The following is a 25,475-nucleotide window of genomic DNA, read 5'->3' as shown; positions in this document are numbered from 1 at the left end:
GGCCTCCTGGGTTGCTCGGCGGTCGAGAAGGATGGTGGCGGCTACCTCGAGGATATGCCGCGGGCTGGCCGACCCGGCGGCGCCGTCCTGGGCGACGCCGGGTCGGGCGGGTCGGTCCGGTCAGCCCTGGTTGTTGGCGATGTAGGACACCGCGTCCTTGACGTGCGTGAGGTTCTTGACCTCGTCGTCGGGGATGCGGACGCCGAACTTGTCCTCGGCGTTGACGACGATCGTCATCATCGAGAGGGAGTCGATGTCGAGGTCCTCGGTGAAGGACTTGTCCATCTGGACCTCCTCGGCCTCCAGCCCGGTCTCCTCGTTGACGATCTCGGCCAGACCCTCGAGGATCTCCTGCTCGCTGCGTGCCATGTGCTTCCTCCTAGCGTTGGGACCATTGCCGACCCGGATCGTTGCTCACCCGCCGGGCCACGGGAGTCAGTGTGCCGCGCTCAGGGCATCTCCACGACCTGGGCGGCGTAGACCAGCCCGGCGCCGAAGCCGATCTGCAGCGCCAGGCCGCCGTGCGGCGCCTCGCCCTCGTCGAGCATGCGGCTCATCGCCAGCGGGATGGACGCGGCCGAGGTGTTGCCGGTCTCGGCGATGTCCCGGGCGACCGGGACGTGCGGCGGCAGGTCGAGCGCCTTGACCATCGCGTCCGTGATCCGCATGTTGGCCTGGTGCGGGACGAAGGCGGCGAGGTCCGCCGGCGTGATGCCCGCGGCCTCGACCGCCTGCTGCGCCACCGGGGCCATCGAGAAGACGGCCCAGCGGAAGACGGTCTGCCCCTGCATGACGAAGGCCGGCCAGGCGATCCCGGCCTCGCGGCCCTCCGCCTCCATCTCGGGCCGCAGGTCGGTCCACGACTCGCGCTGGGTGATCGCGTCGGCGCGGTCGCCGAGGCTGCCCCAGACCGTGGGCCCGATGCCGGGGCGGTCCGAGACGCCCACGACCGCCGCGCCCGCGCCGTCGCCGAAGATGAAGGCCGACCCGCGGTCGTGCTTGTCGGTGAAGTCGGAGAGCTTCTCGACCCCGACGACCAGGACGGTGTCGGCGGTCCCCGCCCGGACCATGTCGTTGGCCAGGCTGATGGCGTAGCAGTAGCCCGCGCAGGCGGCGGAGAGGTCCATCGCCGCCGGGTCCTCGATGCCCAGCCGGTGCGCCAGGATCGGGGCGGCCGCGGGCGTCTGCAGCGGGTGGGTGACGGTCGCCATGAGCACCGCGTCCACCTGGCCCGGCTCGAGCCCGGCCCGGTCCAGCGCCTGACGCGAGGCGGCCTCGGCCATGTCGACGACACTCTCGTCGTCCCGCGCGAAGCGCCGGGTGACGATGCCCGAGCGCTGCCGGATCCACTCGTCGCTGGACTCGATGAACTGCAGGATCTCCTCGTTGGTGACCACCCGCTCGGGGCGGTAGCCGCCCAGGCCGAGGATGCGGGCGTGGCGCAGCGTGGTCGGGGCCGACAGGGTGGGGGTGCTCACGGTCGGATCCTCCTGGGTATGCGTGGTGGGGCGGGCGGTCGTGGTGCTCAGGCGGTGCCGTGCTCGCGGACCATGCGGGCCGCGGCCTCGAGGTCGTCGGGGGTCCTGAGCGCCAGGGTCTCGACCCCGCGCATACCCCGCTTGGCGAGACCGACCAGCGTGCCCGCCGGCGGCAGCTCGATCAGCCCGGTGACCCCCATGTCGATAAAGGCCTCCATGGTGAGGTCCCAGCGGACCGGCCCGGCGACCTGAGCGATGAGGCGGCGCAGCACCTCGGTGCCGTCGGCGACGACCCGGCCGTCGGCGTTGGACAGCAGCGGGATGCGCGGGTCCTGCGGGCGCAGCGTCTCCGCGTGCCGGGTGAGGCGGTCGGCGGCCGGTTGCATGTGGTGGGTGTGGAAGGCGCCGGCGACCTGCAGCGGGATCACCCGGGCACGGTGCGGGGCGTCCTGCTCCAGGGCGCCGAGCTGGTCGGTCGTGCCGGCGGCGACCACCTGGCCGGCGCCGTTCATGTTGGCGGGGGTCAGGCCGTGACGCTCCAGGGCCTCGGCGACCTCGTCGGGGTCGCCGCCGACCACGGCCGCCATGCCGGTGGGGGTGAGGGCGGCCGCCTCGGCCATGCCCAGCCCGCGCTCGCGGACGAAGCCGACGGCGTCGTCGGGGGTGAGGACCCCCGCGATCGCCGCGGCGGTGATCTCCCCGACGGAGTGGCCGGCGGTGGCCGAGACGTGCCGGGGGAGGTCCGCGCCCTCCAGCACGAGCGGCAGCGTGGCCAGGCCGGCGCTGACGATGAGCGGCTGGGCGACCGCGGTGTCCTTGATGGTCTCCGCGTCCGAGGTGGTGCCGTGGGTGACGAGGTCGAGCGAGGCCGCGGCGGCCAGCGCGTCGACCCGCCCCCGCACGGAGGGCTCCTCGAGCCAGGGGGCGAGGAAGCCGGGGGTCTGAGAGCCCTGTCCGGGCGCGACGATGACGAGCACGCCCCTACTCTGCCGGTGAGACCCTCCATCGGGCGACACCAAGACGCACGATGATCGGGGTCCTTCGTTGTGCACATCATCCAAAGCCCTACCGGCCGACACACGGGGTGTCCGGTCGGCTCTCGACGGGGGTGGGTCAGCGGCCGCCGCGCCACAGGCGCGGGCCGCTGCCCATGCGGCCGAGGGCCAGGGCGACCTGCAGGACCCAGGCGTCGCGCGCGGTGTGCGGGTCGAGCCCGACGACCTCGCCGACCCGGCGCAGCCGGTAGCGCACCGTGTTGGGGTGCAGGAAGAGCAGCCGGGCGGTGGCCTCCAGCACCATCCCCTGGTCGAGGTAGGCCTGGACCGTGTCGAGCAGCGCCGAGGGGTGGTCTCGGAGCGGGACGTAGACCCGGTCCACGAGGACGCGTCGCGCCGGGCCCTCGCCGAGCAGCGCCCGTTCCGGGAGCAGCTCGTCCGCCGCCACCGGCCGGGGCGCGCCGGTCCACGCCGGTGCGGCGTCGACCCCGGAGAGCGCGGCCCGGGCGCTGCGCCCGGCGGCGAAGAGGTGCGGCACGCGGGGCCCGACCACGACCGGGCCCTCGCCGAAGGAGTCCACGAGCCGCAGCGCGTCGGCCGCGGGGTCGGTCGTCCCCCCGAGGACGCACACCAGGCGTCGGTCGTGACCGGCCGCCAGGCACCGCAGGCCGAGCGCTCCGGCTGCCGCCCGCAGCTCCGCGACGACCGGCGTGGGGTCGCCGGCGGGCAGGACCCCCGCGACGACCGCCACGTCGCTTACGCCCTCCCACCCCAGCTCGGCGGCCCGCGAGGCCATCGCGTCGTTGGCCTCGCCACGCACCACCGCGTGCACCACCAGGGTCTCCAGCCGGGTGTCCCAGCCGCCGCGGTGGTCGGCGGAGCGGGCATACAGCTCGGCGGCGGCGAAGGCGATGTCCCGCGCGTAGCGCAGCACCGCCTCGCGCAGCGCCGGCGCCTCCTGCGCCGTCACCAGCTCGGGCACCGCGTCCTCCACGGTCGCGATGGCGGTGCGCGCGAGGTCGAGCGTCTGCGCCAGGGTGATCGTGCCCGCCAGGCTGGGCGGCGCGGCGGCGAAGACCTGCCCCGGCGGGTCGGTGCGGGCGCCGTCGGCATACCAGTCCAGCAGCGCCGAGATCCCCGCCTGGGCGACGAGCCCGACCCAGGACCGGTCCGCGGCGCCGAGCTCGCGGAACCACTGGTGCTCGGCCTCCATCCGCCCGGTGGCACGGGTGGCGAGCTCGCCCGCGCGGCGGGGCAGGCTCTCTCGTGTGGACGGGGGCACCGCGCGAGCCTAGCGCCGCGTGCTCGCCCGATGGGACAGGATCGGGGTATGCCGACCACCGCACCCCTCGTCCTCGGTCACCGCGGCGCCAGCGGCTACCTCCCCGAGCACACCCTCGCGGCCTACGAGCTCGCGGCCCGGCAGGGTGCCGACCACCTGGAGCTGGACCTCGTGCCGACCCGGGACGGCGTGCTGGTGGCCCGGCACGAGAACGACATCTGGGGCACCACCGACGTCGCCGACCACCCCGAGCTCGCCGCCCGCCGACGCCGGGCGGTGGTCGACGGCAAGGAGGTCGACGGGGTCTTCACCGAGGACCTCACCCTGGAGGAGCTGCGCACGGTCCGTGCCCGCGAGCGACTGCCCGCGCTGCGCGGCACCGAGCACGACGGTGAGTGGCCGGTGCCGACCTTCGCCGAGATCATCGAGCTGCGCGCGCGGCTGAGCGACGAGCTCGGCCGGCGGATCGGGCTCTACGTCGAGCTCAAGCACCCCACCCACCTCGCGGCGGCCGGCCTGCCGCTGGAGGAGCGGTTGCTGGCCGACCTGGAGGCCGGCGGTCTGCTGGGGGAGGAGGGCCGTGAGGCGGTGTGGGTGCAGTGCTTCGAGCCGGGGAGCCTGCGCACCCTGCGGGAGCGGCTGGGGTCACCGCTGCGGCAAGTGCTCCTGGCCACCGCCTTCGACGACGTGCCGGCCGACCTCGTGGCGGCCGGCGAGCGGCTCACGTATGCCGAGCTGCTGTCGCCGGAGGGGCTGCGCGGTCTCGAGGGCGTCCTCACCGGCGTGGGCCCGAGCAGGACGATGGTGCTGCCCCGGACCCCGGAGGGCGCGCTGGGGGAGCCGACCTCGCTCGTCGCGGACGCGCATACGGCTGGGCTGGTCGTCCACGCGTGGACCTTCCGCGCGGAGAACCGCTTCCTGCCGACGCCGCTGCGCAGCACCGGACCGGACGGCTCACCGGGGCCGGACCGCCAGCACGGCGACCTGGCCGCGGAGGTGCGGGCGCACCTGGCGGCCGGGGTGGACGGCATCTTCACCGACCATCCCGACCTCGTGGTGCAGGCGGTGCGCGACCCTAGGGCCTTCGGGGGCTGAGCGCAGCCTCAGGCGTCGCCGCCGACGTTGCCGGACGTGCCGGCCGTCACGTCGAGCAGGCGGTACTTCTCCGCCGCGTCCTTGGCGACCTGCGGGTCGATCTCGCCGCGGTCGGCGAGCATCTGCAGCGCCTTGACCGCCATCGACGGGCCGTCGATGTGGAAGAACCGGCGGGCCGCGGCCCGGGTGTCGGCGAAGCCGAAGCCGTCGGCACCGAGGGAGTAGTAGTCCTCCGGCACCCACGGGGCGATCTGGTCCTGCACCGCCCGCATGTAGTCGCTCGTCGCGATGACCGGCCCGGTGCCCTCGGACAGGCGACGGGTGACGTAGGGGACCCGGCGCTCGGCGTCGGGGTCCAGGAAGGCGTCCTCGTCGCAGGACATCGCCTCGCGCCGCAGCTGCGACCACGAGGTGACCGACCACACGTCGGAGGTCACGCCCCAGTCCTCGCGGAGCAGCTCGGCTGCCTCCAGCGCCCACGGCACCCCGACGCCCGAGGCGAGCAGCCGCACGTGCTTGCCCTCCTGCGGCTCGTCTGCGGCGATCCGGTGCATCCCGGCGACGATGCCCTCGGCGTCGACGTCCTCGGGCTGGGCCGGCTGGTGCATCGGCTCGTTGTAGACGGTGAGGTAGTAGATGAGCTCCTCGGGGTTCTCGCCGTACATCCGCTCCAGCGCGTCGGGGAGGATGTGCGCCAGCTCGTAGGCGTAGGCCGGGTCGTAGGAGACCACCGCCGGGTTGGTCGAGGCGAGCAGCGGGGAGTGGCCGTCGGCGTGCTGCAGCCCCTCTCCGGTGAGCGTCGTCCGGCCCGCGGTCGCGCCGATCATGAAGCCCTTGGCGAGCTGGTCGGCCGCGGCCCAGATGCCGTCGCCGGTGCGCTGGAAGCCGAACATCGAGTAGAAGATGTAGAACGGCACCATCGGCACCTGGTGGGTGTCGTAGGACGTGCCGGCAGCGCTGAAGGCGGCCACCGACCCGGCCTCGTTGATCCCGACGTGCAGGATCTGGCCCTGCTCGGACTCCTTGTAGGCGAGCATGAGGTCGGCGTCGACCGAGGTGTAGTTCTGCCCGTGGACGTTGTAGATCTTGGCCGTCGGGAAGAAGCTGTCCATCCCGAAGGTGCGGGCCTCGTCCGGGATGATCGGCACGATGTGCTTGCCGAACTCCTTGTCGCGCATCCACTCCTTGAAGATGCGGACCAGGGCCATGGTGGTGGCGACCTCCTGCTTGCCCGACCCCTTCTTGGCCACGTCGTAGACCTTCTCCGCCGGCAGCGGGAGCGCCGTGCGGGCGGGCTCCCGCTTGGGCAGGTAGCCGCCGAGGGCGCGGCGCCGCTCCTGGAGATACTGGATCGCCTCGTCGTCCTGACCCGGGTGGTAGTAGGGCGGGGCGTAGGGGTCGGCCTCGAGCTGCTCGTCGGTGATCGGGATCTTGAGGCTGTCGCGGAAGGCCTTGAGGTCGTCCAGGCTGAGCTTCTTCATCTGGTGGGTGGCGTTGCGACCGGCGAAGCGGGTGCCCAGCGAGTAGCCCTTGATGGTGTGCGCCAGGATGACCGTCGGCTGGCCGGTGTGGTTCATCGCGGCCTGGTAGGCGGCGAAGACCTTGTGGTAGTCGTGGCCGCCGCGCTTGAGCCGCCACCAGATGTCCTCGTCGCTCCAGTCCTTGACCAGCTCCTTGGTGCGCGGGTCGCGCCCGAAGAAGTGGTCCCGGATCCAGGCGCCGTCGTTGGCGCGGAAGGTCTGGAAGTCACCGTCCGGCGTGGTGTTCATGAGGTTGACGAGGGCGCCGGAGGTGTCGTTCTCGATGAGGTCGTCCCAGCCGCGGCCCCACAGCACCTTGATGACGTTCCACCCGGCGCCGCGGAAGAAGCTCTCCAGCTCCTGCACGATCTTGCCGTTGCCGCGCACCGGGCCGTCCAGCCGCTGCAGGTTGCAGTTGACGACGAAGGTGAGGTTGTCGAGCTCGTCGTTGGCGGCCACCTGCAGCAGGCCGCGCGACTCCGGCTCGTCCATCTCGCCGTCGCCGAGGAAGGCCCAGACGTGCTGCTGGCTGGTGTCCTTGAGGCCGCGGTTGTGGAGGTACTTGTTGAACGACGCCTGGTAGATCGCGTTCATCGGCCCGATGCCCATCGAGACCGTCGGGAACTGCCAGAAGTCGGGCATCGAGCGCGGGTGCGGGTAGGAGGGGACGGTGCGGACGTCGTCGCGCAGGCCCTTGCTCTTCTCCTGCCGGAAGCCGTCCAGGTCGGCCTCGGTGAGCCGACCCTCCATGAAGGCCCGGGCGTAGATGCCGGGGGAGGCGTGGCCCTGGAAGAAGACCTGGTCGCCGCCGCCCTCGTGGTCGCGGCCGCGCCAGAAGTGGTTGAAGCCGACCTCGGTCAGGGTGGCCTGGGAGGCATACGTGGAGATGTGCCCGCCCACCGAGATGTCCGGGTGCTGGGCCCGGTGCACCATGACCGCGGCGTTCCACCGGACCCAGGCGCGGTAGCGGCGCTCCATGTCCTCGTCCCCGGGGAAGGTCGCCTCCTGCTCCGGGGTGATGGTGTTGATGTAGTCCGTGGTCGTGAGGGAGGGGATGCCCACCTGCGAGTCTCGCGCGCGCTCCAGCATCCGGAGCATGAGGTAGCGAGCACGCTGCCGACCGCCGCTGTCGATCGCCGCGTCCAGCGAGTCCAGCCACTCCTGCGTCTCCTCGGGGTCCGAGTCCGGGACCTGGGTCGGGAGGCCGTTCAAGATAGGGCCAGTGGAGCGCTCCTGCGTCATCAGGGTTGATCCTTCCTCAGGGGGTGACCGCTCCAGTCTGTCACGACCACTGACGTGGCGTCCGCCGCCCGGGTGCGGGCTGCCTTTGCCTCACGCCGGGCCGCGTGCTTGTCTTGTCACACCATGGACGAGCAGACCAGGACGGAGCAGCAGGCCGACGGCGAGGACCAGGGGACCGACCCCCTGGTGGGACTCATGCGCAAGCTGGGGCTGCGCGAGGAGCAGATCGTCGTGGAGTACGGCGACGACGAGGACACCGAGCCCGGGGTCCGCGACGCGGCGGCCCAGGTGGTGGGCAGCCCGGTCGAGGGCGAGTCCTACGACGGGGTGGTCGACGTCGTGCTGCTGTGGTGGCGCGACGGCGAGGGCGACCTGGCCGACGAGCTCATGGACACCCTGACGACGCTCGAGGAGGGCGGCTCGATCGTCCTGCTCACCCCGGGCGCCGGGCGCGAGGACCGGGTGCCGGCCGCCGACGTCCAGGACGCCTGCACGACCTGCTCGATGGTCGCCTCGGGTGCGGTCAACCTCGGTGGCTGGATCGGCCAGCGGCTGGTGGGCCGCAAGTGAGCGTGAGCGTGACGGGGTCGGCATACCCGCAGGTCGGCGAGCGCGCCCCGGAGCTGAGCCTGGTCGACCAGGAGGGCGCCACCCGGACCCTCTCCGAGGTCGTGCGCGACCGGCACGCGCTGCTGGTCTTCTACCCCTTCGCCTTCTCCTCGATCTGCACCGGCGAGCTGCTGGAGATCCAGCTCAACGTCGACGAGTTCGTCAACGACCGGGTGCAGGTCTACGGCATCTCCTGCGACCCGATGCACGCGCTGCGGGCCTGGGCGGCGCGCGAGGGCTACCGCTTCCCGCTGCTGTCCGACTTCTGGCCGCACGGCGAGGCGGCGCGGGCCTACGGCGTCTTCGACGAGGAGTCCGGTATGTCGGTGCGCGGCACCTTCCTCGTCGACCCGACGATGACCGTGCGCTGGAACCTCGTGCACCCGCCCGGCGAGGCGCGCGAGATCGGCGCGCTCCACCGGGCCGTGCGCGACCTGTAAGAATGACGCACACTCCCTCGGGAGAGGGGCCTGTAGCTCAGTTGGTAGAGCGCCGCGTTTACACCGCGTAGGTCGTGCGTGGCAGGGGGGTCCGACCAGCATCGCAAAAACCATAAATATGCAGGTCAAAGGGGCTATAGCAACATATTACGATTCTCCAAGACTGTGACCTGCGGGGACGTACTGCGGGTTCGGTGTTCGCATGTTGTTCGCGCTCGTGCCATGCTTGGGGTCTGACGACCTACGCACAGACGGGTAGCAACATGGCATCAGTGCATCAGCGGGGCAAGGGCTGGACGGTGCGTTACCGGACACCGATGGGCACCAACGCGCAGCGGACGTTCAAGGCTCACCGGGACGCCCTGACGTTCAAGGCAGAGGTTGAGGTAGACACCGCCAGGGGCACGCTGCTGGACCCCACCAACAGACGACTCACCTATGCCGACTGGCACGCCAATTGGATGCAGCACCGTCCCGACCTTCGGGAGTCCTCGCGCATCCGAGCAGAGAGCATCGCCAGGGTTCACTTGCTGCCGACCTTCGGGCATCTGCCGGTGCAGCGGATCAGTCAGCCGGACGTGCAGACCTGGGTGACCAAGCAGACCGGCTCACCGGCCACCGTGCGACGCAACTATGGGGAGTTGAGCGCAAGCCTGGATGCTGCCGTCACTGCCGGGGTGCTGACTCTGAGTCCCTGCCGGGGCATCCGGCTTCCCAAGGCCGTACGAGCAGACATGGTGATTCTCGATCATGACGAGATTGAGCACCTTGCCTCGTGCATCCTGCCCCGCTACCGGGCACTGGTCTACCTACTGGCCTATGGAGGCTTGCGAGTGGGCGAAGCACTAGACCTTGTGCGCTCAGACATTGACCCCATCGCTAGCACGGTCAGGGTGGACAGCACCGTGACGGTAGGTAAAGGCGGCAAGAAGGCGTCAGGACGCCCCAAGAGCGATGCAGGCATGCGGACGGTGCCGCTGCCCTCCAAGGTGACGGCCATGCTTGCTGAGCACATGCTGCGCTTCCCAGGCGACTACGTGTTCACCGGGGGTAGGGGAGCACAGATTCACGTCAGCAACTTTGGGGAGCGAACCTTCAAGAACGCCGTAGGCAAGTGGAACGACGAGCGCGCAGAGCGAGGCCTGGACGAGAAGCATCCTCGCGTGCATGACCTCCGGCATACCGCTATCACTCACTGGATCAGGCTCGGAGCAGACCTGCCACGGATCAAGACCTGGGCTGGACACACCAACGCTGCGTTCACCCTGAACCAGTACGCGGGGTACTTCCCCAGCGACGACAGCGCGTTCATGGATGCTCTGAACAAGGGGATCGGCTAGAGTCGCGCTGAGACGGACTATCGAGAGGATCAACACATGGGACGCAAAGTCACCTACGTTTGCGACGTGACCGGAGAAGACCTGCCGGAAGGTGTCAAGCCGGTCACCCTCTCCTGGCAGGGAGCGACCTACAACCTATATCTGTCCGATAAGGGCATGAAGAAGATGACGGACTTCCTTGATCCGGTGCTGGACGGAGCGGAGCGCGAGAGTAACCGAGGTAGCACCCCAACCACGTCTAGCCGCAAGACTGCTTCGCGACCAGACCTTCCGGAAATCAGAAGGTGGGCAAAGGAGCAGGGCAAGGATGTGAGCGACGTTGGCCGTATTAGCGCGGACGTAATCGCGGAGTACGACGCCGCGCACTGAGTACCGAAGAATCTCCCCTAGTCGCAAGGCTGGGGGAGTTCTTTGTGCCCAAATAGGCCGCTGTACGCCCTTCTGAGCGACTTCTGAGGCCCTAGAGCGGTCTAGGGCGGTCACTTATTCATCATCCGTTACAGAGACAATATCAACATACTTTACGCTAATGTCAAGCAATGTGTTTTGTACTGAATGTGAAAAATCCGACGTCACGACCAGACCGCAGCGATAGACATTCCTGGACAAAGGGATAGTGTGCCCATAAATGCCAAAGACGCGGTTTCCCGCGCCTAATGACAACCCAATACATCATCCATTCCTATTATAGCAAGCACAGGGCAATAAGGCGGCATCACCCACCTATACCTAGGTGACAAGGGTGATAAGGGTGATAACCCCGGTCTTATGCGAAATGCCTGGGTGATAGTAGGGTGATAAGCCAAGCCTGGCGGATGTTAAACGGAATCAGTAGGCAAAGAGAAGATTGTCTAATCCAGTAAGGGTTTTCGGAGATAGATGGATTTAGAGACTTTACCTTTTCTTGAGCCTTTGTCTTGCGAGTGGGTGATCTTTCTTTGCTTTGATAGTCCAACACCCTCTAATGGGTTACCATCTATCCCTATCACCCTTATCACCTTTGCTATCACCCTCGCTTCCTTTGTTTTCATGCGGCTATCACCACTATCACCCTTGTCACCCCCATACATGACGCAGCAGACAGCATTCTCTAATAATTCCAAGAATACTTCGTAGAGTTTGGTCACTACGTCGACTTCATGCTACAATGGACTCATTGCTTGAAAGGGCAAAATACATTAAGGAGAATCGAATATGGAAATACTAGAAGCACGACTTGATGCCCTGTTTGCGAATAATGAGACGGCAGGCACGCCTGCCATGGCGGAAGCCCTTTATCTTGCGGACAGCAGTGGCATGAAGCGAAATATTGAAACAAGGCTCAGGCAGATCGGTTACCCCGCCGTCTGGGTGGGCTACGGCACATGGGTGAAGGTGAAATCTGAATGACAGACCTTACCCAATACATCATCCCCAACATTCCAATACCCAATCGCACCTGGATTATTCCGGGCTGTTTGGAACAGGGTCGGTATCATCTGCTCTATGGCGACAAGGGAGCCGGAAAGTCTACATTCATTGCCGGGCATATTATTCCCAAGGCGCTCGAAGGAGGAATTGAGCGAATCGTCTTTGTCTCGCCAGGACAAGAGACTACGCCCGTCGATCTACGGGTCTACGCCGCTGCTCACAATTTTGACCCGCAACGCATCGCATACTTCGACGCTATGCCCATCAAGTTGGAAAACATGCATGCCTTTGATTGGGATGCGAGCGAAGAAGCAAAGAGATTCGTTCTCAAAGAATCGAATGCCGAGCAAGAGACTTTGATCAACCTCTATAAGACCTTCGATCTGAACGGAATCACAAATGAGTTTGCCGCTCGATATGAGCAGAAGAAGCGCAGCGGGTCGGGCGATCAAGCCTATATAGTCGAATTCGACTTGGTAGGAATTATTGAACGCTTGCGTGGGGACGGAATTCCAACGCTTTACATCACAGAGGATATCCAAGGGTCCATCCCGAGCCAAAGGCTCCGAGTCTATGGCGGAACTGACACGGTGCAGAATCAGCATTGGAAACTACTTATCGGAGACATTGAGTCCGCTCTGGGCGAGAAGGATGCCTTCATCGACGTCACCCACACAAAGAAGGGTGATAACTCACAGATTAAGGGAAGCACGGGCCGGTTCGACCGCGCACGCCACGCGCTTCGACTCAATGTAAGCCGCCACGATGGCACCCGCGTTCACACCATCGTCGGCACGGGCAACGCCACGGGCGAGGAGTGGGAGCACGAGCGCGTCCTGAGGGTACGGCCCGTTGAAGCTGGTGACTTGCACGCAGCGTTTGGCACGGACGAGATTGGTCACCGAGTCCCCAAGGTGGTGCTGGAAGGCCTCACACGGGCGCGAGACGCCCGCATAGGCATGCTGCTAGCCCTGGACTGGTCTGAGCCGGTCACGACCGCTCAGATTGTCGTAGCCCTAGGGCTGCGCGAGGCGAACGCTCACGCCAAGCATGACGCTCGCAACTGGGAGCGCGTACGTAGCGCGCTGGACGTCTGCAACTTCACCAGCCCGTCACGAGGGCTGTGGGTGTGGGAGAACATCGACGACTTCCGCGACGAGGGGGAGGGCGCATGACCTGCGCCGCGTGTGTTGGGCATGAGCAGTTCAGGCTGTACGCGGATCGTCCTGGCGACGCTCTATACGTGACCCTGGCAGCCAAATGGCGGCATATCGCTGTAGAGATGCGTTGCGCGAGAAAGGAGGTAGGACTATGAATTATGAACGTCTAGGATTCGTTATCTCACAAATGATTGATAACGACGTCGAGAATTGGGAGCAGTCATTGCTAAACGAAGGCCTGACGATGGTTGACATTCACAAAGCGTTTCACGCTTATCCAATGAACCATGAATGGATGGGAAGGGATTGTGAATGACCACCCAATTGCAAGAATCGTGATACAATAGAGTTAGCCTTATCAGGCGAATGCTGGCTAATATCTAGCATTTCTCTTTTTGTTGGGGGCGGGGGGCTTCGGCTCCCCGCCTCTAGTTGTATCACCACATGCATGGGTAGTTTTCACTTGGTTTTGACAAAACCACGGACGTCCGGTTTAGACTTCGATTTGTCCTTGAAAAGCGAAGGTTGAAGGCAGGCTACGCCTGCCCGTCCATTGCGACGTTAAACTTTCGAAAAGTAAAGGAAATCCATAATGACAAACACAACCACAAACAGTGGCAAAGCCTGGGCACCCGATGTGCAAGGCTTCGTAGCAGCAGATGTGCTGCCAAATCTATTAATCTCGGAAATCACCACGGTCGCCGGTGCCGTCGAAGGAGACGAAGTTTCCCTGCGAGTGCCGACCGTCAATGACGTTGATACTGAGTTCGTAGCCGAAGGTGCAGAGTTCACCGAGCAGGAAGGCGCACTCTCAGAAGTTGTCGTCAACACGCACAAGGTCGGCGCGCTGGTCATCGTGTCCAACGAGTTGGACCGCAACAGCGCCAGTGACCTACTGCCGGGGAACTGGCACGCACCTCTCCAACAAGGCCAACGCCGCCCTACTAGGCAACGCAGCAGCGCCAGCAGGCATGCTGAACGACGCCGGTATCACGGATGGGGGAGCGCTAGGGGACAACCTGGACGCCCTGTCAGCAGCCGTGTGGGGGATTGCGGAGGCAGGAGCGAATGCCGACTACATCTTGGCCGCACCGTCCGCTATGGCAGACCTCGCAGCCTTGAAGGCCGGGACCGGCTCCAACGTGCCGCTCATGGCAGAGCCGGTGCTCTATGGGCTTCCAGTCCACGTCACCAACGCCATGCCAGCAGACAGCATCCTGGTTGGGTCTACGACTGCCGTCGTCAGCGCAGCAGGTCAGGTGCGCGTAGCGCGCAGCAACGACTACGCATTCAACAGGGATGCCGTCGCGATCCGCGTTGACTTCCGCTCAGGCTGGACCGTTGTTCACGGTAACCGCCTCGTGCGCATCAGCACCGCAGCGTGACCAAGCACCTACCCCCGGCGACTCGCTCTGCCGGGGGTAGGTCAAATCCAATTCAGAGCGAGAGAAAAGAGCGAGGATGAATGAGCAGAACAGCAACAAACGAATGGATCAATTTTAGGAAGAAGTTCCTCAGGGACGTCAACACTGATCTTTGCGCTTTGTGTCTGACCAGAGTCAATATGACATTGCCGGGCAACCATCCTTTCGGCCCGCAAGTCGATCACATCATTCCGGTATCCAAAGGGGGAGCAGAGTTCGATGAGGACAATTGTCAATTGGTGCATGCACGATGCAATGCAAGCAAGCGCGAAGGCAGGCAGCCAAAGGTCATCAAGTCGAGGTACGGATCAGATGAGTACCCACAAAGGATATTTCCATACGAGACACGATGGATGAGGTACTTCCACAGGCACCATGTCTATCTACCGTATTGCGGGTACTATATGTCGGATGATGATTTTCTTGTGACGTTTGGTGCGGATGACATTATGAAGATCGAACAGCCGAAACCAGATTGGGCTTGATTGACCCCTGGGTATGCACCCCGCTTAGCCGAATTGGCTTCACAGCACGGTGAGGTGAAGATAAATACACACCGGGGCCATAACCCAAATAGTACCTCTATCTCTCAACCGTTGGAAGACCAGGCGCTGGGGGCTTGGTGGCATGAATCTCATCTACCATGAGTCGTTCAGTCAAATCTCTGGCTTTGATGAAAGCATCTATGCGCGCCTCTCTCATTTTTGCCCTTTCGCTCATTGGCGGGTGTGGTTTGGGAGGCGGTATGGACTTATCCAAGCCCCAGTCCACACCTTGTCCACGGATGATTGTGTCGCGCCAATAATCTTGAACCGGCGAGGATGCCACCAAGGAAATTGCGGCTTCGATTCGCCTTTGGGTTTCCCAGTCTGATTTCGTCAGCGTCTTCCCATCAAGCATTTTGTCCGTGAGCATCCAGGAAAAGGCATGCGCCTCAGTGTAGACCTCTAGGCGCTTGTTGCGCAGCCATTGTTGGTGGTCCCGTGTCCGCTGACCACGGTGATTCATCGCCACGATCAGCAGCGCGACAAGTTGCGGGACGAATAGCGCAGTTATTAACCACCACCACACTGGGTCAGGCGCTTCCACCGTCTTTTTCCTTCATGTTCTCGGCTGTAGCGATAAGGCGCGATAGTTTCGCGATTGATCTTTGGTCGATGAAGGTCGCAAGTACGGCCAGCACGGCAATGGTACTTAGGACGTATGCTGAAACCTCTGCTAGTAGGCCTGGCAAAATCGCGGCGTAGATGGTGCCGGTGACAGAGGCAACGAAGACCATCATGTGTGATGTCTGATCCGCCGAACGCTCCACCATCCGTGCAATGTGTGTGTTTGGCTCGGTGCGGGCCTTTTCCAACGCCTCATCTGCGCGTTGGCCCGCTCCGTCTTGCCAGAAGCGCCACAGGCTTCGGGCTTCCCGGAGCACGTAGACGACGAGCAACACCGTGAGGCCAGCGAGCACCTGCGTCCAGTAGTCGTCCATAAGAGGAACGTTAGTGAGAAGGGGCGGTCGTGACGGGCAGGCGCACCGCCGCGCTGCGAACGGGTGCAAACAGCGGGAGCGGGCCAAGAATCAGGTATCGTGCGTGTCGCGGTTCGCTGATGTTCGCATCTGGTTCGCATCTTGGCGAAAGTCTCAATATTTGGGACGGGCTTGGATCGGCATAGATGCAGGTCAGCGCACTGTCTGGGCCTGTAGTTCAGAAGGTAGAACAGCGCGTTTACACCGCGTAGGTCGTCGGTTCGAGCCCGGCCGGGCCCACGTGAACGCCACCGCACCTGGAGCCGACGTGCGGCTCGCCGACGTCGTGTCCGTCCTGGAGCAGCTCTACCCCCCGGCGACCGCGCAGTCCTGGGACCAGGTCGGCCTCGTCGCCGGTGACCCCGAGCAGCCGGTGCGGCGCGTGCTGCTCGCGGTGGACCCCACGCTGGACGTCGTCGCGGAGGCGGTCGCGGTGGGCGCCGACCTGGTGATCACCCACCACCCGCTGCTGCTGCGCGGCATCCACTCGGTGGCGACGACCAGCGCCAAGGGGGCCACCGTCACCGAGCTCCTCGTGAACGACGTCGCCCTCTACTGCGCCCACACCAACGCCGACGTGGCCGACCCGGGGGTCGGGCAGGCCCTCGCGAGCGCCTGCGGGCTCGCGGCCACCGAACCGCTGACGGTGAGCGAGGACCAGGAGCTCGGACGGGTGGGCGAGCTGGCCGAACCGGTGACCCTGCGCGCCTTCGCCGAGCGGCTGGCCGCGGCCCTGCCCGCCAGTGCCGGGGGCGTGCGGGTGAGCGGCGACCCCGACGGTCAGGTCTCGCGGGTGGCGCTGCTCGGCGGGGCGGGTGACGGCGAGTTCGCCGCGGTCCGGCGGGCGCGGGCCGACGTCTACGTCACCGCCGACCTGCGGCACCACCCGGCGCTGGAGGCGCGGGAGGAGGCGCGCGCGGCGCAGCGCGCCGGTGGTGCGCCCACGCCCTACCTCGTCGACGCGGGTCACTGGGCCAGCGAGTGGCTCTGGTTGCCGGGGCTGCGCGAGCTGCTGCGCAGCCGGCTCGACGTCCAGGTCGACCTGTCCACGGTGCGCACCGACCCCTGGGACTTCGTCGTCGGGTGCGATGATCGCCTCCTCCGACCCGACGCCCCCGATCAACCCGAGCGAGGAGCACTGACGTGAAGGCCTCCCCCCAGATGCAGGCGCGCCTGCTGGAGCTGCAGGAGCTCGACACCACCCTGGCCCAGCTGGACCACCGGATGCGCAGCCTGCCCGAGCAGGTCGACATCACCCGGATGGAGGGCGAGGCGCCCGGGCTGGAGGCTGCCGTCGTGCGCACGGGGACCGAGGTCGGCGACCTCGAGCGCGAGGTCGCCAAGGCCGAGGCCGCCGTGCAGCAGGTGCGCGACCGCGCCGCCCGGGACCAGCAGCGGCTGGACGCCGGCACCGGGAGCGCGAAGGACCTGCAGGGGTTGCAGCACGAGCTGGAGTCGCTCGGCCGCCGGCAGAGCGTGCTCGAGGACGAGGAGCTCGAGGTCATGGAGCGGGTCGAGCAGGCCCAGGCGGCCGAGCGCAGCGCCACCACGGCCCGTGACGAGCACGCGGCACGCCTGACCGAGCTGCGCGCGGTGCGTGACGAGAAGGCGGCGGGCATCGCCGCCGAGCGGGAGCAGGTCGCCGCGGGGCGTGAGGCCATCGTGGCCGACCTGTCCGACGAGCTGGTCGCGCTCTACGAGCGGATGCGGGCGCAGACCGGGTCGGGCGCGGCGACGCTGCAGCAGCGCCGGTGCGGGGGCTGCCGGCTGGAGCTCAACGCGGTCGACCTGGGGCGGATCGCGGCGGCTGCCGAGGACGAGGTCGTCCGCTGCGAGGAGTGCGGCCGGATCCTGGTGCGGACGGCGGAGTCCGGCCTGTGACGGCGCGCGTCCCCGTCGGGCCACCGGACGGCGGGGGCGAGGGGGACGGCGGGACGGCTGCCGAGGTCGAGACCTATCTGTCGGACGAGACCGTCCCGGTGCTGGACGGGCCGACCCGGCTGGTCCTCGTGCGGCACGGGGTGACCGACTTCACGGTGCAGCACCGGATGGACGGGCGCGGGGGAGCCGACCCGGGCCTCAACGCGCAGGGACGGCGTCAGGCCGAGGCGGCCGCCGGTGCCGTCGCGGCGCTCCTGGGTCGCGCCGAGCACGGCCCGCCCCGCGTGGTGACCTCGTCGCTGGCCCGGGCCCGCGAGACGGGGGACGTGGTCGCCCGCGCGCTCGGCGTGGAGCCGGACGTGGACCGCGACTGGGACGAGCAGGGCTTCGGCGACTGGGACGGTCGGGCCATGCCCGCCCTGGCGGCGCAGTCCCCCAAGGATCTCGCACGGCTGCGCAGCGACCGTGACTTCTCCCGGCCGGGTGGGGAGTCCCGTCGCGAGCTGGACCAGCGGGTGGCCGGGGCGCTCGACCGTGCCGTGGCCGGGGGCGGGACCGTCGTCGTCGCCACGCACCGGGTGGTGATCATGTCCGTCCTCTGCCGGCTCCTGGGCGTCGACCACGAGCGCGGCTGGAGCATCGCGACCGGCCCTGCCTCGCTCAGCGCGGTCGAGCTCTGGCCGGACGGCGGGATGCAGGTGGCCTTCGTCAACGACACGCACCACCTGCACGACCTGACCTGATCTCATCGCGACCGGCCTGGCCTGCCCGGGCCTGACCTGCCCGCTCTGCACCTGTCTGCCCTGGCCGGGCCGAGCCGCGTCTGGGAGCCGGTTCGTCACTCAGGAGCCTCCTCGCTCGACACCGACCCGGCCGTCATGACGCCCGCATACGGCTACTTCCCGCTCCCCGAGGGCGAGGTCTTCACCCACGACGACGGGGTGACCTACACCGACGGCGACACCAGCGCGATCACCCAGCCGCGCAACGTCGAGTGGAGCCACTCCGTCTCCGAGATCCTCATGGCGCTCGTCGATGCCGGCCTGCAGGTCGTGTCCGTCGGCGAGCACCAGGACCTGCCGTGGCCGCAGCACCCGTCGATGACGGTCGAGGGAGACGCGTGGGTGCTGCCCGAGCCATGGCGCTCGCAGGTGCCGGTGGCGCTCAGCGTCGTCGCCCGCCGGCCCTAAGCAACCATTCGCGACGCTCGGTCGGGTGGTGCGGGCGGGCCGCGGTTGCTCAGGCCGGCTGGACGTCGAGCATCCACGGCGCGCCGGTGCGCGACGGCTCGTGCAGTGCGACCTCGAAGGTCGGCATCAGCAGGTCGAGGAGCGCGGCCGGCCGGCGCGGGTCGGCCGAGTTCTGGCACAGCGCCCGCGCCACGAGGCCGCGGGTGTGCTTGGCCATGTGCGTGGCGCCCGGCACGCGCACCTGGACCCAGCGCTCGGCCAGGCGCCCGGAGGGTGCCCAGGCGGCGGCATACGTGCTGGAGCGGCAGTCCACGACGAGCCCGCGCCCCGCCTCGGCCGACAGCACCGGGTCCAGCAGCGGGCGCCAGAACGACGCGAGCGGGCCGGTGCCCGGGAGGTTGACGGCCATCGACAGGCGGTAGGGCGCGAGCCGGTCGGTCATGCGCACCGAGCCGTAGAGCGCGGAGACGACCCGGAGCCGGGCGCCGGCGCGACGCGAGGAGGCGGCGTCGAGCGAGCCGAGGTCGAGCGCGTCGTAGAGCACCCCCGTGTAGAGGTCGCGGGCCGGCAGCGTGGGGGCGTCGTGCAACCGGGTGTTGCGCCCGATCTCGTCGGTGAGGTTGGGGCTCACACCCAGGCGCGCGGGGGCGTCCGCAGCCGCGCTCACGTCGCGCAGCGCGTCCGCCACCTGCTGCCGTGCCGTGGTGAGCCCAGCGGCGCTGAGCCGCTCCCAGCGCAACGGCGCGCCCCGCGTCCGGGTCGCCTTGGTCTCGGACGGGGGGAGCAGGATCAGCACCGCGCCAGGGTAGGTCAGGTGTCGGTGGCGACACGTAGGGTGTCGGCCATGGTCGAACGCGCAACCACCCTCGCCTGCGACCCGTCCGCGTCGGACACGGGGCGCCTGCTCACGCAGGCCTTCGAGCAGATCCGCACCGACCTCGACGTGCGGCAGACCTTCCCGGACGCAGCGCTGGCCGAGGTCGAGCAGGGCGTCGCCGCGCCCGAGCTCCCGGAGCGCGACGAGACCGCCCTGGAGCTCATCACCATCGACCCGCCGGGCTCCATGGACCTGGACCAGGCGATGCACATCACCCGGGACGGAGAGGGCTACCGGGTGCGGTATGCCATCGCCGACGTCCCCGCGTTCCTCGCCGAGGGCGGTGCGCTGGACGCGGAGACGCGGCTGCGCGGGCAGACGATCTACTGCCCGGACACGCGGGTGCCCCTGCACCCGCCGGCCCTGAGCGAGGAGGCGGCGAGCCTGCTCCCGGACGCCGTGCGACCGGCATACCTCTGGGACATGCGGCTCACGGCGCAGGGGGAGCGCAGCAGCGCCGAGCTCTACCGCGCGATGGTGCGCTCGCGCCGGCGCTACACCTACGACGAGGTGCAGGGGCTGGTCGACGGCGGCGAGGCGGAGGAGACGCTGCTGCTGCTCAAGGAGGTCGGTGAGCTGCGGATCGCCCGCGAGATCGACCGCGGCGGAGCCAGCCTGCCGATGCCCGAGCAGGAGGTCGGGGTGGGCGAGCAGTGCGAGTACGACCTCACACTGCGCCCGCTGCTGCCCGCCGAGGACTGGAACGCCCAGATCTCGCTGCTCACCGGCATGGTCGCCGCCCGCATCATGCTCGACGGCGGCGTGGGCATCCTGCGCACGATGCCCGAGCCGACCGACGGCGCGGTCGCCCGCTTCCGCCGGGAGGTCGAGGCGCTCGGCGCCAGTTGGCCGGAGGGTATGCCGTACGGCGAGTTCCTCCGCACGCTGGACAAGGGCGACACCCGTCACCTCGCCATCGTCAACGCCGCGACCTTCCTCTTCCGTGGCGCGGGCTACACCGCCTTCGACGGCGAGCTGCCCCCGGAGGACGAGCAGGTGCAGTCGGCCATCGCCGCCCCCTACGCCCACGTGACCGCGCCGCTGCGCCGGCTCGTGGACCGCTTCGGGCTCGCGGTGTGCGCGGCCCTGAGCGGGGGCCGCGACGTCCCGACCTGGGCGCGCGCGGCGCTGCCCGACCTGCCCGACCTCATGGAGGAGACCGGTCGCGGCGCCAAGGCCGTCGACCGGGCGTGCGTGACCGCTGTCGAGGCGGCCGTGCTGAGCGACCGGGTCGGCGCGGACTTCGAGGCAGTCGTCGTCGACGGGGTCGACGGCGGCCGCGTCCGGGTGCAGCTGCTCGACCCGCCGGTCAGCGATGTCGCCACCGGCAGCGCCCGGCTCGGCAGCGCGGTGACGGTCCGGGTCGAGCGGGCCGACATCCTGGCCGGCGAGGTGGACCTGCGGATCGTGGGCCGGGACGACGGGTGAGCCGCGTGCCGCAGGCCCCCCGGGTCGTCGCGACCGACTGCGATGGCACGCTGCTGCGCTCCGACGGCACCGTCTCGCCCTATACCCGTGACGTCCTCGACCGGTGCTCCGAGGCAGGAGTGGTGGTCGTGCTCGTGACGGCCCGTCCGCCCCGGTGGATGCACGAGCTGGGTGACCTGGGCGTCACCGGCCTGGCCCTGTGCGGCAACGGCGCCTTCACCTATGACGTCGCCCGCCGCGAGGTGGTCGGCCACCGGCTGATCGGTGCCGACCTCACCGGCCGGCTGCTCCAGGACATCAAGGAGGGTGTGCCGGGTGCGCAGCTCGCGACCGAGTCGCTGCGCGGCTTCGCGCGGGAGCCCGACTTCGAGCGGGCCAGCGGACGGATCGACGGCGAGTGGCTGCGGGGGAGCCTGGGTGAGCTGGCGGCCGAGCCGGCCGGCAAGATCCTCGTCCGGCACGACGGCTGGGAGACCGAGGAGCTGAGCGCGCGGGTGGCGCAGGTCGTCGGCGACCGGGCGGAGGTGGCCCACTCCGGCGCGGTGCGGATGGCCGAGGTCACCGCCAGCGGCGTCACCAAGGCCCTGGCCATCTCGACCTGGTGCGCCGAGCAGCGCCGGCCGGTCGACGCCACCGAGGTCTGGGCGTTCGGCGACATGCCCAACGACATCCCGATGCTGGAGTGGGCCGGACGCGCGCACGCCGTGGCGAACGCGCATACCGACGTCCTCGCCGTCTGCGACGAGGTGGTCGCGAGCAACGACGAGGACGGCGTCGCCCGCGCCCTGGACGTGCTGCTGCGGGGTGGATGAGCCGGCCGGTACGCCGGGTTCTGTCCCCTCGCGCCGTCGCCGGCACTGCGAGGGTGGCGACCATCCATCTCGGACGTGCGTCACCGCACGCCTCCAGCGGCCTACCCGTGCGCTCGGGCGGGCAGCCCTCGGACGCGCACTGTCTGGCCTTGCTCCAGGTGGGGTTTACCGAGCCACGCCAGTCACCTGGCGTGCTGGTGGTCTCTTACACCACCGTTTCACCCTGACCCGCCACGAGGGCGGGCGGTCTGCTTTCTGTGGCACTGTCCCGCGGGTCGCCCCGGGTGGCCGCTAGCCACCACCTTGCCCTGTGGAGCCCGGACGTTCCTCGACGGGTCACCACGAGGGTGCCCGCCGCGGCCGCCTGGCCGACTCATCCACGACGAGGATCATACCGGTGCCGGGAGCGCCGGACGCCCCGTCGACCAGACGTAGACTCAGTGCGCGTGACGACCCGCCAGCCCGCGCCCGCCGACCTGCGTCGCTGGCGCCGCCACCTCGCCGACGAACGCGCCAACATCCAGGTCTTCCGCGACGTCGCCGCGCGCCGGCAGGGGGAGGAGCGCGACATCCTGCTGTCGCTCGCGCGGGCCGAGGAGCGGCATGCCGGGCACTGGATCGAGCTGCTGGGGGACCACGCGAAGCCTCCGCCGCGGGCCAACCTCAGCCACCGGGTGCAGGCCTGGCTGGCACGACGCTTCGGCATGGTCTTCGTGCTCGCGCTGCTGCAGCGGTCGAAGTCGGACAACCAGTATGCCGAGGAGCAGGACGCGGCGACCTCGATGGCGGCGGACGAGCAGGTCCACGAGGAGGTGCTGCGCGGCCTCGCCGCCCGAGGTCGGCTGCAGCTGTCCGGCAACTTCCGTGCCGCTGTCTTCGGTGCCAACGACGGCCTGGTCTCCAACCTGGCGCTCATCATGGGCATGGCCGGCACGGGGGTGTCCGGGGCGGTCGTCCTGGCGGCCGGCATGGCCGGGCTCCTGGCCGGGGCGCTGTCGATGGGGGCGGGGGAGTACATCTCGGTGCGCTCGGCGCGGGAGCTGCTCTCCGCCTCGCAGCCCGCCACCGGGACCCACCGGGCGCTGGGGGAGCTGGACCTGCAGACCAACGAGCTCGAGCTCGTCTACCGCGCCCGGGGCATGGACCGCGACCACGCCCGCGCCCGGGCCGCCGACGTGCTGGGGCAGGTCGCCCGGGCCGGGCACGCGCCGGCGGACGCCGTGCCGGCGGCGGCGACGGACGCCGAGGACCAGGACGCCGTCCTCAACCCCTGGGGCGCGGCGCTGGCCAGCTTCGGCTTCTTCGCCTCCGGCGCCCTGGTCCCGGTGCTGCCCTACCTGCTCGGCGCGTCCGGGCTGGTCGCCGCAGGGATCGCGATGCTCCTGGTCGGGCTGGCGCTGCTCGTCACCGGCGCCGTGGTCGGCGTCCTCTCCGGGGCCTCGCCCCTGGCCCGGGGGGTGCGCCAGCTGCTCATCGGGTATGCCGCCGCCGTCGTCACCTACCTGCTCGGCCTGGCCTTCGGCGCCGCCGGCATCGGCTGACCGCCCCCGACCGGCCGCGCACTGTGCGCCGACCGGCCGCACGGTCTTGCTCAGAAGCGCGTGGCCCCGGCCCTACGCAGGTCCAGCACCTCGACCCCACCGTCGGCGCCGAAGTCACCGAGGTGCTTCAGGTACATCGCGCGACCCCGATCGTTGAGCAGCCCGTCGTGGATCGGGACGATCCCGCGCGCCGGCGCGAGGCGTCGCACGAAGGCGATGCTCTCGGCGACCTTGCCCCAGGGCGCGCTGACCGGCACGCACAGCAGGTCCACCTGACCCGGCTCTCCGTCCAGGGCGTCGCCCGGGTGGAAGAGCACCGGCTCGCCCTCGGCGCGGATGACGACGCCGGTGTTGCCGACGCGCGGCACGTAGGGGTGGTTGTCGGCGTGCCGCTCGCCCACGCCGGTGAGCGTCACCCCGGACCCGCCGAGCTGGACCGTCCGGCCCGCGCCGAGGACCTCGACCCGGTTGGCATACCCCGCCTCGACGACCTTCCCAGCGGTCTCGGCCTCCATGAGCACCCGGGCGCCGGGGTTGGCGCCGAGTAGGTCGTCAGCCCGCTCGGGGTCGAGGTGGTCGGCGTGCTGGTGCGTGACGACCACCGCGGTGAGGTCGCGCAGCCCGTCGAGGTCGGAGAAGGCGCCCGGGTCCACGAGGATGCGCTCCCCGGCGACCTCGACGAGCAGGCAGGCATGTCCGAGGTGCGTGATCTGCATACCTCACTGTAGGCACCCAGGGCCTACCCTTGGGGCCCGTGGAGTTCCTCAACGGCACCGAGCCGGTGCACGACCTGACCTACAACGACGTCTTCATGGTGCCGTCCCGCTCGTCGGTGACCTCGCGTCTCGACGTCGACCTGACCACCGCTGACGGCACCGGGACCACGCTGCCGCTCGTCGTGGCCAACATGACGGCCGTCGCTGGGCGCCGGATGGCCGAGACCGTCGCCCGTCGCGGTGGCATCGCCGTCCTCCCGCAGGACATCCCGCGGCCGCAGGTGCGGGCGACGATCGAGCAGGTCAAGGCCAGCCACCCGCTCTACGAGACCCCGATCACCGTCGACCCCGCCGCGCCGGTGGCGCAGATGCTCTCGGTGATGTCCAAGCGGGCCCACCGCGCCGCGGTCGTCGTCGAGGACGGCGCCCCGGTCGGCATCGTCACCGAGGACGACACCGAGGGGGTGGACCGCTTCGCCTCGGTCCGGGACGTCATGGAGCCACCGCGGGTGGTTTTCGAGGACGGGGTCGACCCTCGGACCGCCTTCGACCAGCTCGAGCAGACCCGGGCGGGGATGGCGCCGGTCGTCGTCGACGGCCGTCTCCTCGGCGTCCTCACCCGGACCGGCATCGTCCGCTCGGGGATCTACACCCCCGCGCTGGACGGCGAGGGTCGGTTGCGCGTCGGCGCCGCCGTGGGGATCAACGGGGACGTGCGGGCGAAGGCCGCCGACCTGCTGGCCGCCGGCGCCGACGTCCTCGTCGTCGACACCGCCCACGGGCACCAGGACAAGATGATCGACGCGCTGCCGCTCGTGGTCGCGGCCCGGGACGCGCACGAGGAGCGCACCGGGGTCCGGGTGGCCGTCGCCGCGGGCAACGTCGTCTCCCGCTCCGGCACCGAGGACCTCGTCGCGGCCGGCGCCGACATCGTCAAGGTGGGCGTCGGCCCCGGGGCGATGTGCACCACCCGGATGATGACGGGCGTGGGAAGCCCGCAGTTCTCCGCCGTCCTCGAGTGCGCGGACGCCGCGCGGGAGCTCGGTGCGCAGGTGTGGGCGGATGGTGGCGTGAAGTACCCCCGCGACGTGGCCCTCGCGCTGGCCGCCGGCGCCGCCTCGGTCATGGTCGGCTCGTGGTTCGCCGGCACGCTGGAGTCGCCGGGCGACCTGATCCGGGACACCGACGGGCGGCACTACAAGGAGTCCTTCGGTATGGCCTCGGCCCGGGCGGTCCGCCACCGCACCCGGGAGATGTCGGCCTTCGACCGCGCCCGCGCGGCGCTCTTCGAGGAGGGCATCTCCTCCGGGCGGATGTTCGTCGACCCGGCCCGGCCGGGCGTCGAGGACCTCATCGACCAGATCGTCTCCGGGGTCCGTTCGGCCTTCACCTACGCCGGGGCGCGGACGATCGGGGAGTTCCACACCACCGCGGTGGTCGGCATCCAGGGTGCCGCGGGCTACGACGAGGGGCGCCCCCGGCATACCTCCTGGTGAGGGGGGCGGGCGCCCGG

The 25,475-nt window shown here is 68.7% G+C and carries 26 protein-coding genes, 1 tRNA gene and 1 other RNA gene; 18 read left to right on the top strand and 10 right to left on the bottom strand.

Annotated elements, in window-relative coordinates:
• Positions 1-120: 120 nt before the first annotated feature.
• The 4 genes from FU792_RS09140 to FU792_RS09125 all read right to left on the bottom strand — a co-directional run bounded on the left by FU792_RS09140 (position 121) and on the right by FU792_RS09125 (position 3,755).
• Positions 121-369, bottom strand: a complete 249-nt coding sequence (locus FU792_RS09140) for an acyl carrier protein (RefSeq protein ID WP_022925579.1) — start codon at positions 367-369, stop codon at positions 121-123.
• A gap of 80 nt (positions 370-449) precedes the next feature.
• A complete protein-coding gene (locus tag FU792_RS09135; RefSeq protein WP_022925578.1) occupies positions 450-1,478 on the bottom strand; it encodes a beta-ketoacyl-ACP synthase III in 1,029 nt (342 codons plus the stop codon).
• 47 nt (positions 1,479-1,525) lie between these two features.
• Complete coding sequence (locus FU792_RS09130; RefSeq protein ID WP_022925577.1) at positions 1,526-2,455, bottom strand: ACP S-malonyltransferase; 930 nt, start codon at positions 2,453-2,455, stop codon at positions 1,526-1,528.
• 136 nt (positions 2,456-2,591) lie between these two features.
• Complete coding sequence (locus FU792_RS09125; RefSeq protein ID WP_022925576.1) at positions 2,592-3,755, bottom strand: PucR family transcriptional regulator; 1,164 nt, start codon at positions 3,753-3,755, stop codon at positions 2,592-2,594.
• 48 nt (positions 3,756-3,803) lie between these two features.
• Here FU792_RS09125 and FU792_RS09120 point away from each other — a divergent pair, with 48 nt between their 5' ends.
• A complete protein-coding gene (locus tag FU792_RS09120) occupies positions 3,804-4,850 on the top strand; it encodes a glycerophosphodiester phosphodiesterase family protein (protein ID WP_022925575.1) in 1,047 nt (348 codons plus the stop codon).
• A gap of 8 nt (positions 4,851-4,858) precedes the next feature.
• On the opposite strand, the gene aceE is transcribed toward FU792_RS09120, so the two are convergent.
• Positions 4,859-7,612: a pyruvate dehydrogenase (acetyl-transferring), homodimeric type gene (gene aceE / locus FU792_RS09115; RefSeq protein ID WP_022925574.1), complete on the bottom strand. Its 2,754-nt coding sequence runs from the start codon at positions 7,610-7,612 to the stop codon at positions 4,859-4,861.
• A gap of 123 nt (positions 7,613-7,735) precedes the next feature.
• Between aceE and FU792_RS09110 the strand changes: the two genes are divergently transcribed.
• The 8 genes from FU792_RS09110 (at position 7,736) to FU792_RS19210 (ending at position 14,480) form a co-directional block, all read left to right on the top strand.
• Positions 7,736-8,182, top strand: a complete 447-nt coding sequence (locus FU792_RS09110; RefSeq protein ID WP_022925573.1) for a DUF3052 family protein — start codon at positions 7,736-7,738, stop codon at positions 8,180-8,182.
• Positions 8,183-8,184: 2 nt separating this feature from the next.
• Positions 8,185-8,661: a peroxiredoxin gene (locus tag FU792_RS09105; protein WP_028131123.1), complete on the top strand. Its 477-nt coding sequence runs from the start codon at positions 8,185-8,187 to the stop codon at positions 8,659-8,661.
• Between the two features lie 317 nt (positions 8,662-8,978).
• Positions 8,979-10,001, top strand: coding sequence for a tyrosine-type recombinase/integrase (locus FU792_RS09100; protein ID WP_022925571.1), 1,023 nt, complete (start codon positions 8,979-8,981; stop codon positions 9,999-10,001).
• Positions 10,002-10,037: 36 nt separating this feature from the next.
• A complete protein-coding gene (locus tag FU792_RS09095; protein ID WP_084485209.1) occupies positions 10,038-10,370 on the top strand; it encodes a histone-like nucleoid-structuring protein Lsr2 in 333 nt (110 codons plus the stop codon).
• 825 nt (positions 10,371-11,195) lie between these two features.
• The gene (locus FU792_RS09085; protein WP_149814710.1) at positions 11,196-11,390 is read left to right on the top strand and encodes a hypothetical protein; all 195 of its coding nucleotides are present in this window, start codon (positions 11,196-11,198) and stop codon (positions 11,388-11,390) included.
• On the top strand, positions 11,387-12,586 hold the full coding sequence (locus FU792_RS09080) for an AAA family ATPase (protein WP_149814709.1): 1,200 nt from the start codon (positions 11,387-11,389) through the stop codon (positions 12,584-12,586). The genes FU792_RS09085 and FU792_RS09080 overlap by 4 nt, the downstream gene beginning before the upstream one ends.
• A 764-nt stretch (positions 12,587-13,350) precedes the next feature.
• A complete protein-coding gene (locus tag FU792_RS09075; RefSeq protein WP_338101115.1) occupies positions 13,351-13,956 on the top strand; it encodes a phage major capsid protein in 606 nt (201 codons plus the stop codon).
• Positions 13,957-14,036: 80 nt separating this feature from the next.
• A complete protein-coding gene (locus tag FU792_RS19210) occupies positions 14,037-14,480 on the top strand; it encodes an HNH endonuclease (RefSeq protein ID WP_033418982.1) in 444 nt (147 codons plus the stop codon).
• Between the two features lie 97 nt (positions 14,481-14,577).
• On the opposite strand, the gene FU792_RS09065 is transcribed toward FU792_RS19210, so the two are convergent.
• Complete coding sequence (locus FU792_RS09065) at positions 14,578-15,084, bottom strand: hypothetical protein (protein WP_149814707.1); 507 nt, start codon at positions 15,082-15,084, stop codon at positions 14,578-14,580.
• On the bottom strand, positions 15,071-15,478 hold the full coding sequence (locus FU792_RS09060; protein ID WP_022925568.1) for a hypothetical protein: 408 nt from the start codon (positions 15,476-15,478) through the stop codon (positions 15,071-15,073). Before FU792_RS09060 ends, FU792_RS09065 begins: the two co-directional genes overlap by 14 nt.
• A 206-nt stretch (positions 15,479-15,684) precedes the next feature.
• Here FU792_RS09060 and FU792_RS09055 point away from each other — a divergent pair.
• The 5 genes from FU792_RS09055 to FU792_RS09035 all read left to right on the top strand — a co-directional run bounded on the left by FU792_RS09055 (position 15,685) and on the right by FU792_RS09035 (position 18,588).
• Positions 15,685-15,757: transfer RNA gene (locus tag FU792_RS09055), tRNA-Val, on the top strand.
• Position 15,758: 1 nt separating this feature from the next.
• A complete protein-coding gene (locus tag FU792_RS09050) occupies positions 15,759-16,664 on the top strand; it encodes a Nif3-like dinuclear metal center hexameric protein (RefSeq protein WP_022925567.1) in 906 nt (301 codons plus the stop codon).
• Complete coding sequence (locus FU792_RS09045; protein WP_149814706.1) at positions 16,661-17,398, top strand: zinc ribbon domain-containing protein; 738 nt, start codon at positions 16,661-16,663, stop codon at positions 17,396-17,398. Before FU792_RS09050 ends, FU792_RS09045 begins: the two co-directional genes overlap by 4 nt.
• The gene (locus FU792_RS09040; protein WP_022925565.1) at positions 17,395-18,141 is read left to right on the top strand and encodes a histidine phosphatase family protein; all 747 of its coding nucleotides are present in this window, start codon (positions 17,395-17,397) and stop codon (positions 18,139-18,141) included. Before FU792_RS09045 ends, FU792_RS09040 begins: the two co-directional genes overlap by 4 nt.
• 135 nt (positions 18,142-18,276) lie before the next feature.
• Positions 18,277-18,588, top strand: coding sequence for a hypothetical protein (locus FU792_RS09035; RefSeq protein ID WP_022925564.1), 312 nt, complete (start codon positions 18,277-18,279; stop codon positions 18,586-18,588).
• 49 nt (positions 18,589-18,637) lie between these two features.
• Here FU792_RS09035 and FU792_RS09030 read toward each other — a convergent pair whose 3' ends face one another.
• A complete protein-coding gene (locus FU792_RS09030) occupies positions 18,638-19,384 on the bottom strand; it encodes a YaaA family protein (RefSeq protein ID WP_022925563.1) in 747 nt (248 codons plus the stop codon).
• A 48-nt stretch (positions 19,385-19,432) separates the two neighbouring features.
• Between FU792_RS09030 and FU792_RS09025 the strand changes: the two genes are divergently transcribed.
• Together FU792_RS09025 and FU792_RS09020 are read left to right on the top strand one after the other, a co-directional pair.
• Positions 19,433-20,893: an RNB domain-containing ribonuclease gene (locus FU792_RS09025; RefSeq protein WP_022925562.1), complete on the top strand. Its 1,461-nt coding sequence runs from the start codon at positions 19,433-19,435 to the stop codon at positions 20,891-20,893.
• A gap of 5 nt (positions 20,894-20,898) precedes the next feature.
• Positions 20,899-21,705: an HAD family hydrolase gene (locus FU792_RS09020; RefSeq protein ID WP_028131122.1), complete on the top strand. Its 807-nt coding sequence runs from the start codon at positions 20,899-20,901 to the stop codon at positions 21,703-21,705.
• Here FU792_RS09020 and rnpB read toward each other — a convergent pair.
• Positions 21,699-22,081: RNase P RNA component class A (rnpB, locus tag FU792_RS09015), an RNA gene on the bottom strand. The two genes, FU792_RS09020 and rnpB, sit on opposite strands and share 7 nt — an antisense overlap.
• Before the next feature lie 70 nt (positions 22,082-22,151).
• Here rnpB and FU792_RS09010 point away from each other — a divergent pair.
• Positions 22,152-23,246 carry a VIT1/CCC1 transporter family protein gene (locus tag FU792_RS09010; RefSeq protein WP_028131121.1) on the top strand — a complete coding sequence of 365 codons (1,095 nt, stop codon included), beginning with the start codon at positions 22,152-22,154 and terminating at the stop codon, positions 23,244-23,246.
• A 50-nt stretch (positions 23,247-23,296) separates the two neighbouring features.
• Here the strand turns inward: FU792_RS09010 and FU792_RS09005 are convergent, their stop codons facing one another.
• Positions 23,297-23,962 (bottom strand): MBL fold metallo-hydrolase, encoded by a 666-nt coding sequence (locus FU792_RS09005; protein ID WP_022925560.1) that lies wholly within the window; start codon positions 23,960-23,962, stop codon positions 23,297-23,299.
• Between the two features lie 38 nt (positions 23,963-24,000).
• On the opposite strand from FU792_RS09005, the gene FU792_RS09000 reads away from it, so the two are divergent.
• Complete coding sequence (locus FU792_RS09000) at positions 24,001-25,458, top strand: GuaB1 family IMP dehydrogenase-related protein (protein ID WP_149814705.1); 1,458 nt, start codon at positions 24,001-24,003, stop codon at positions 25,456-25,458.
• The last annotated feature ends 17 nt before the right edge of the window (positions 25,459-25,475 follow it).

Source organism: Serinicoccus marinus DSM 15273 (assembly GCF_008386315.1).
Taxonomy (GTDB): Bacteria; Actinomycetota; Actinomycetes; order Actinomycetales; family Dermatophilaceae; genus Ornithinicoccus; species Ornithinicoccus marinus.
The sequence above is the reverse complement of the archived record's forward strand: the minus strand, read 5'-3'. Positions and strand labels throughout refer to the sequence as shown.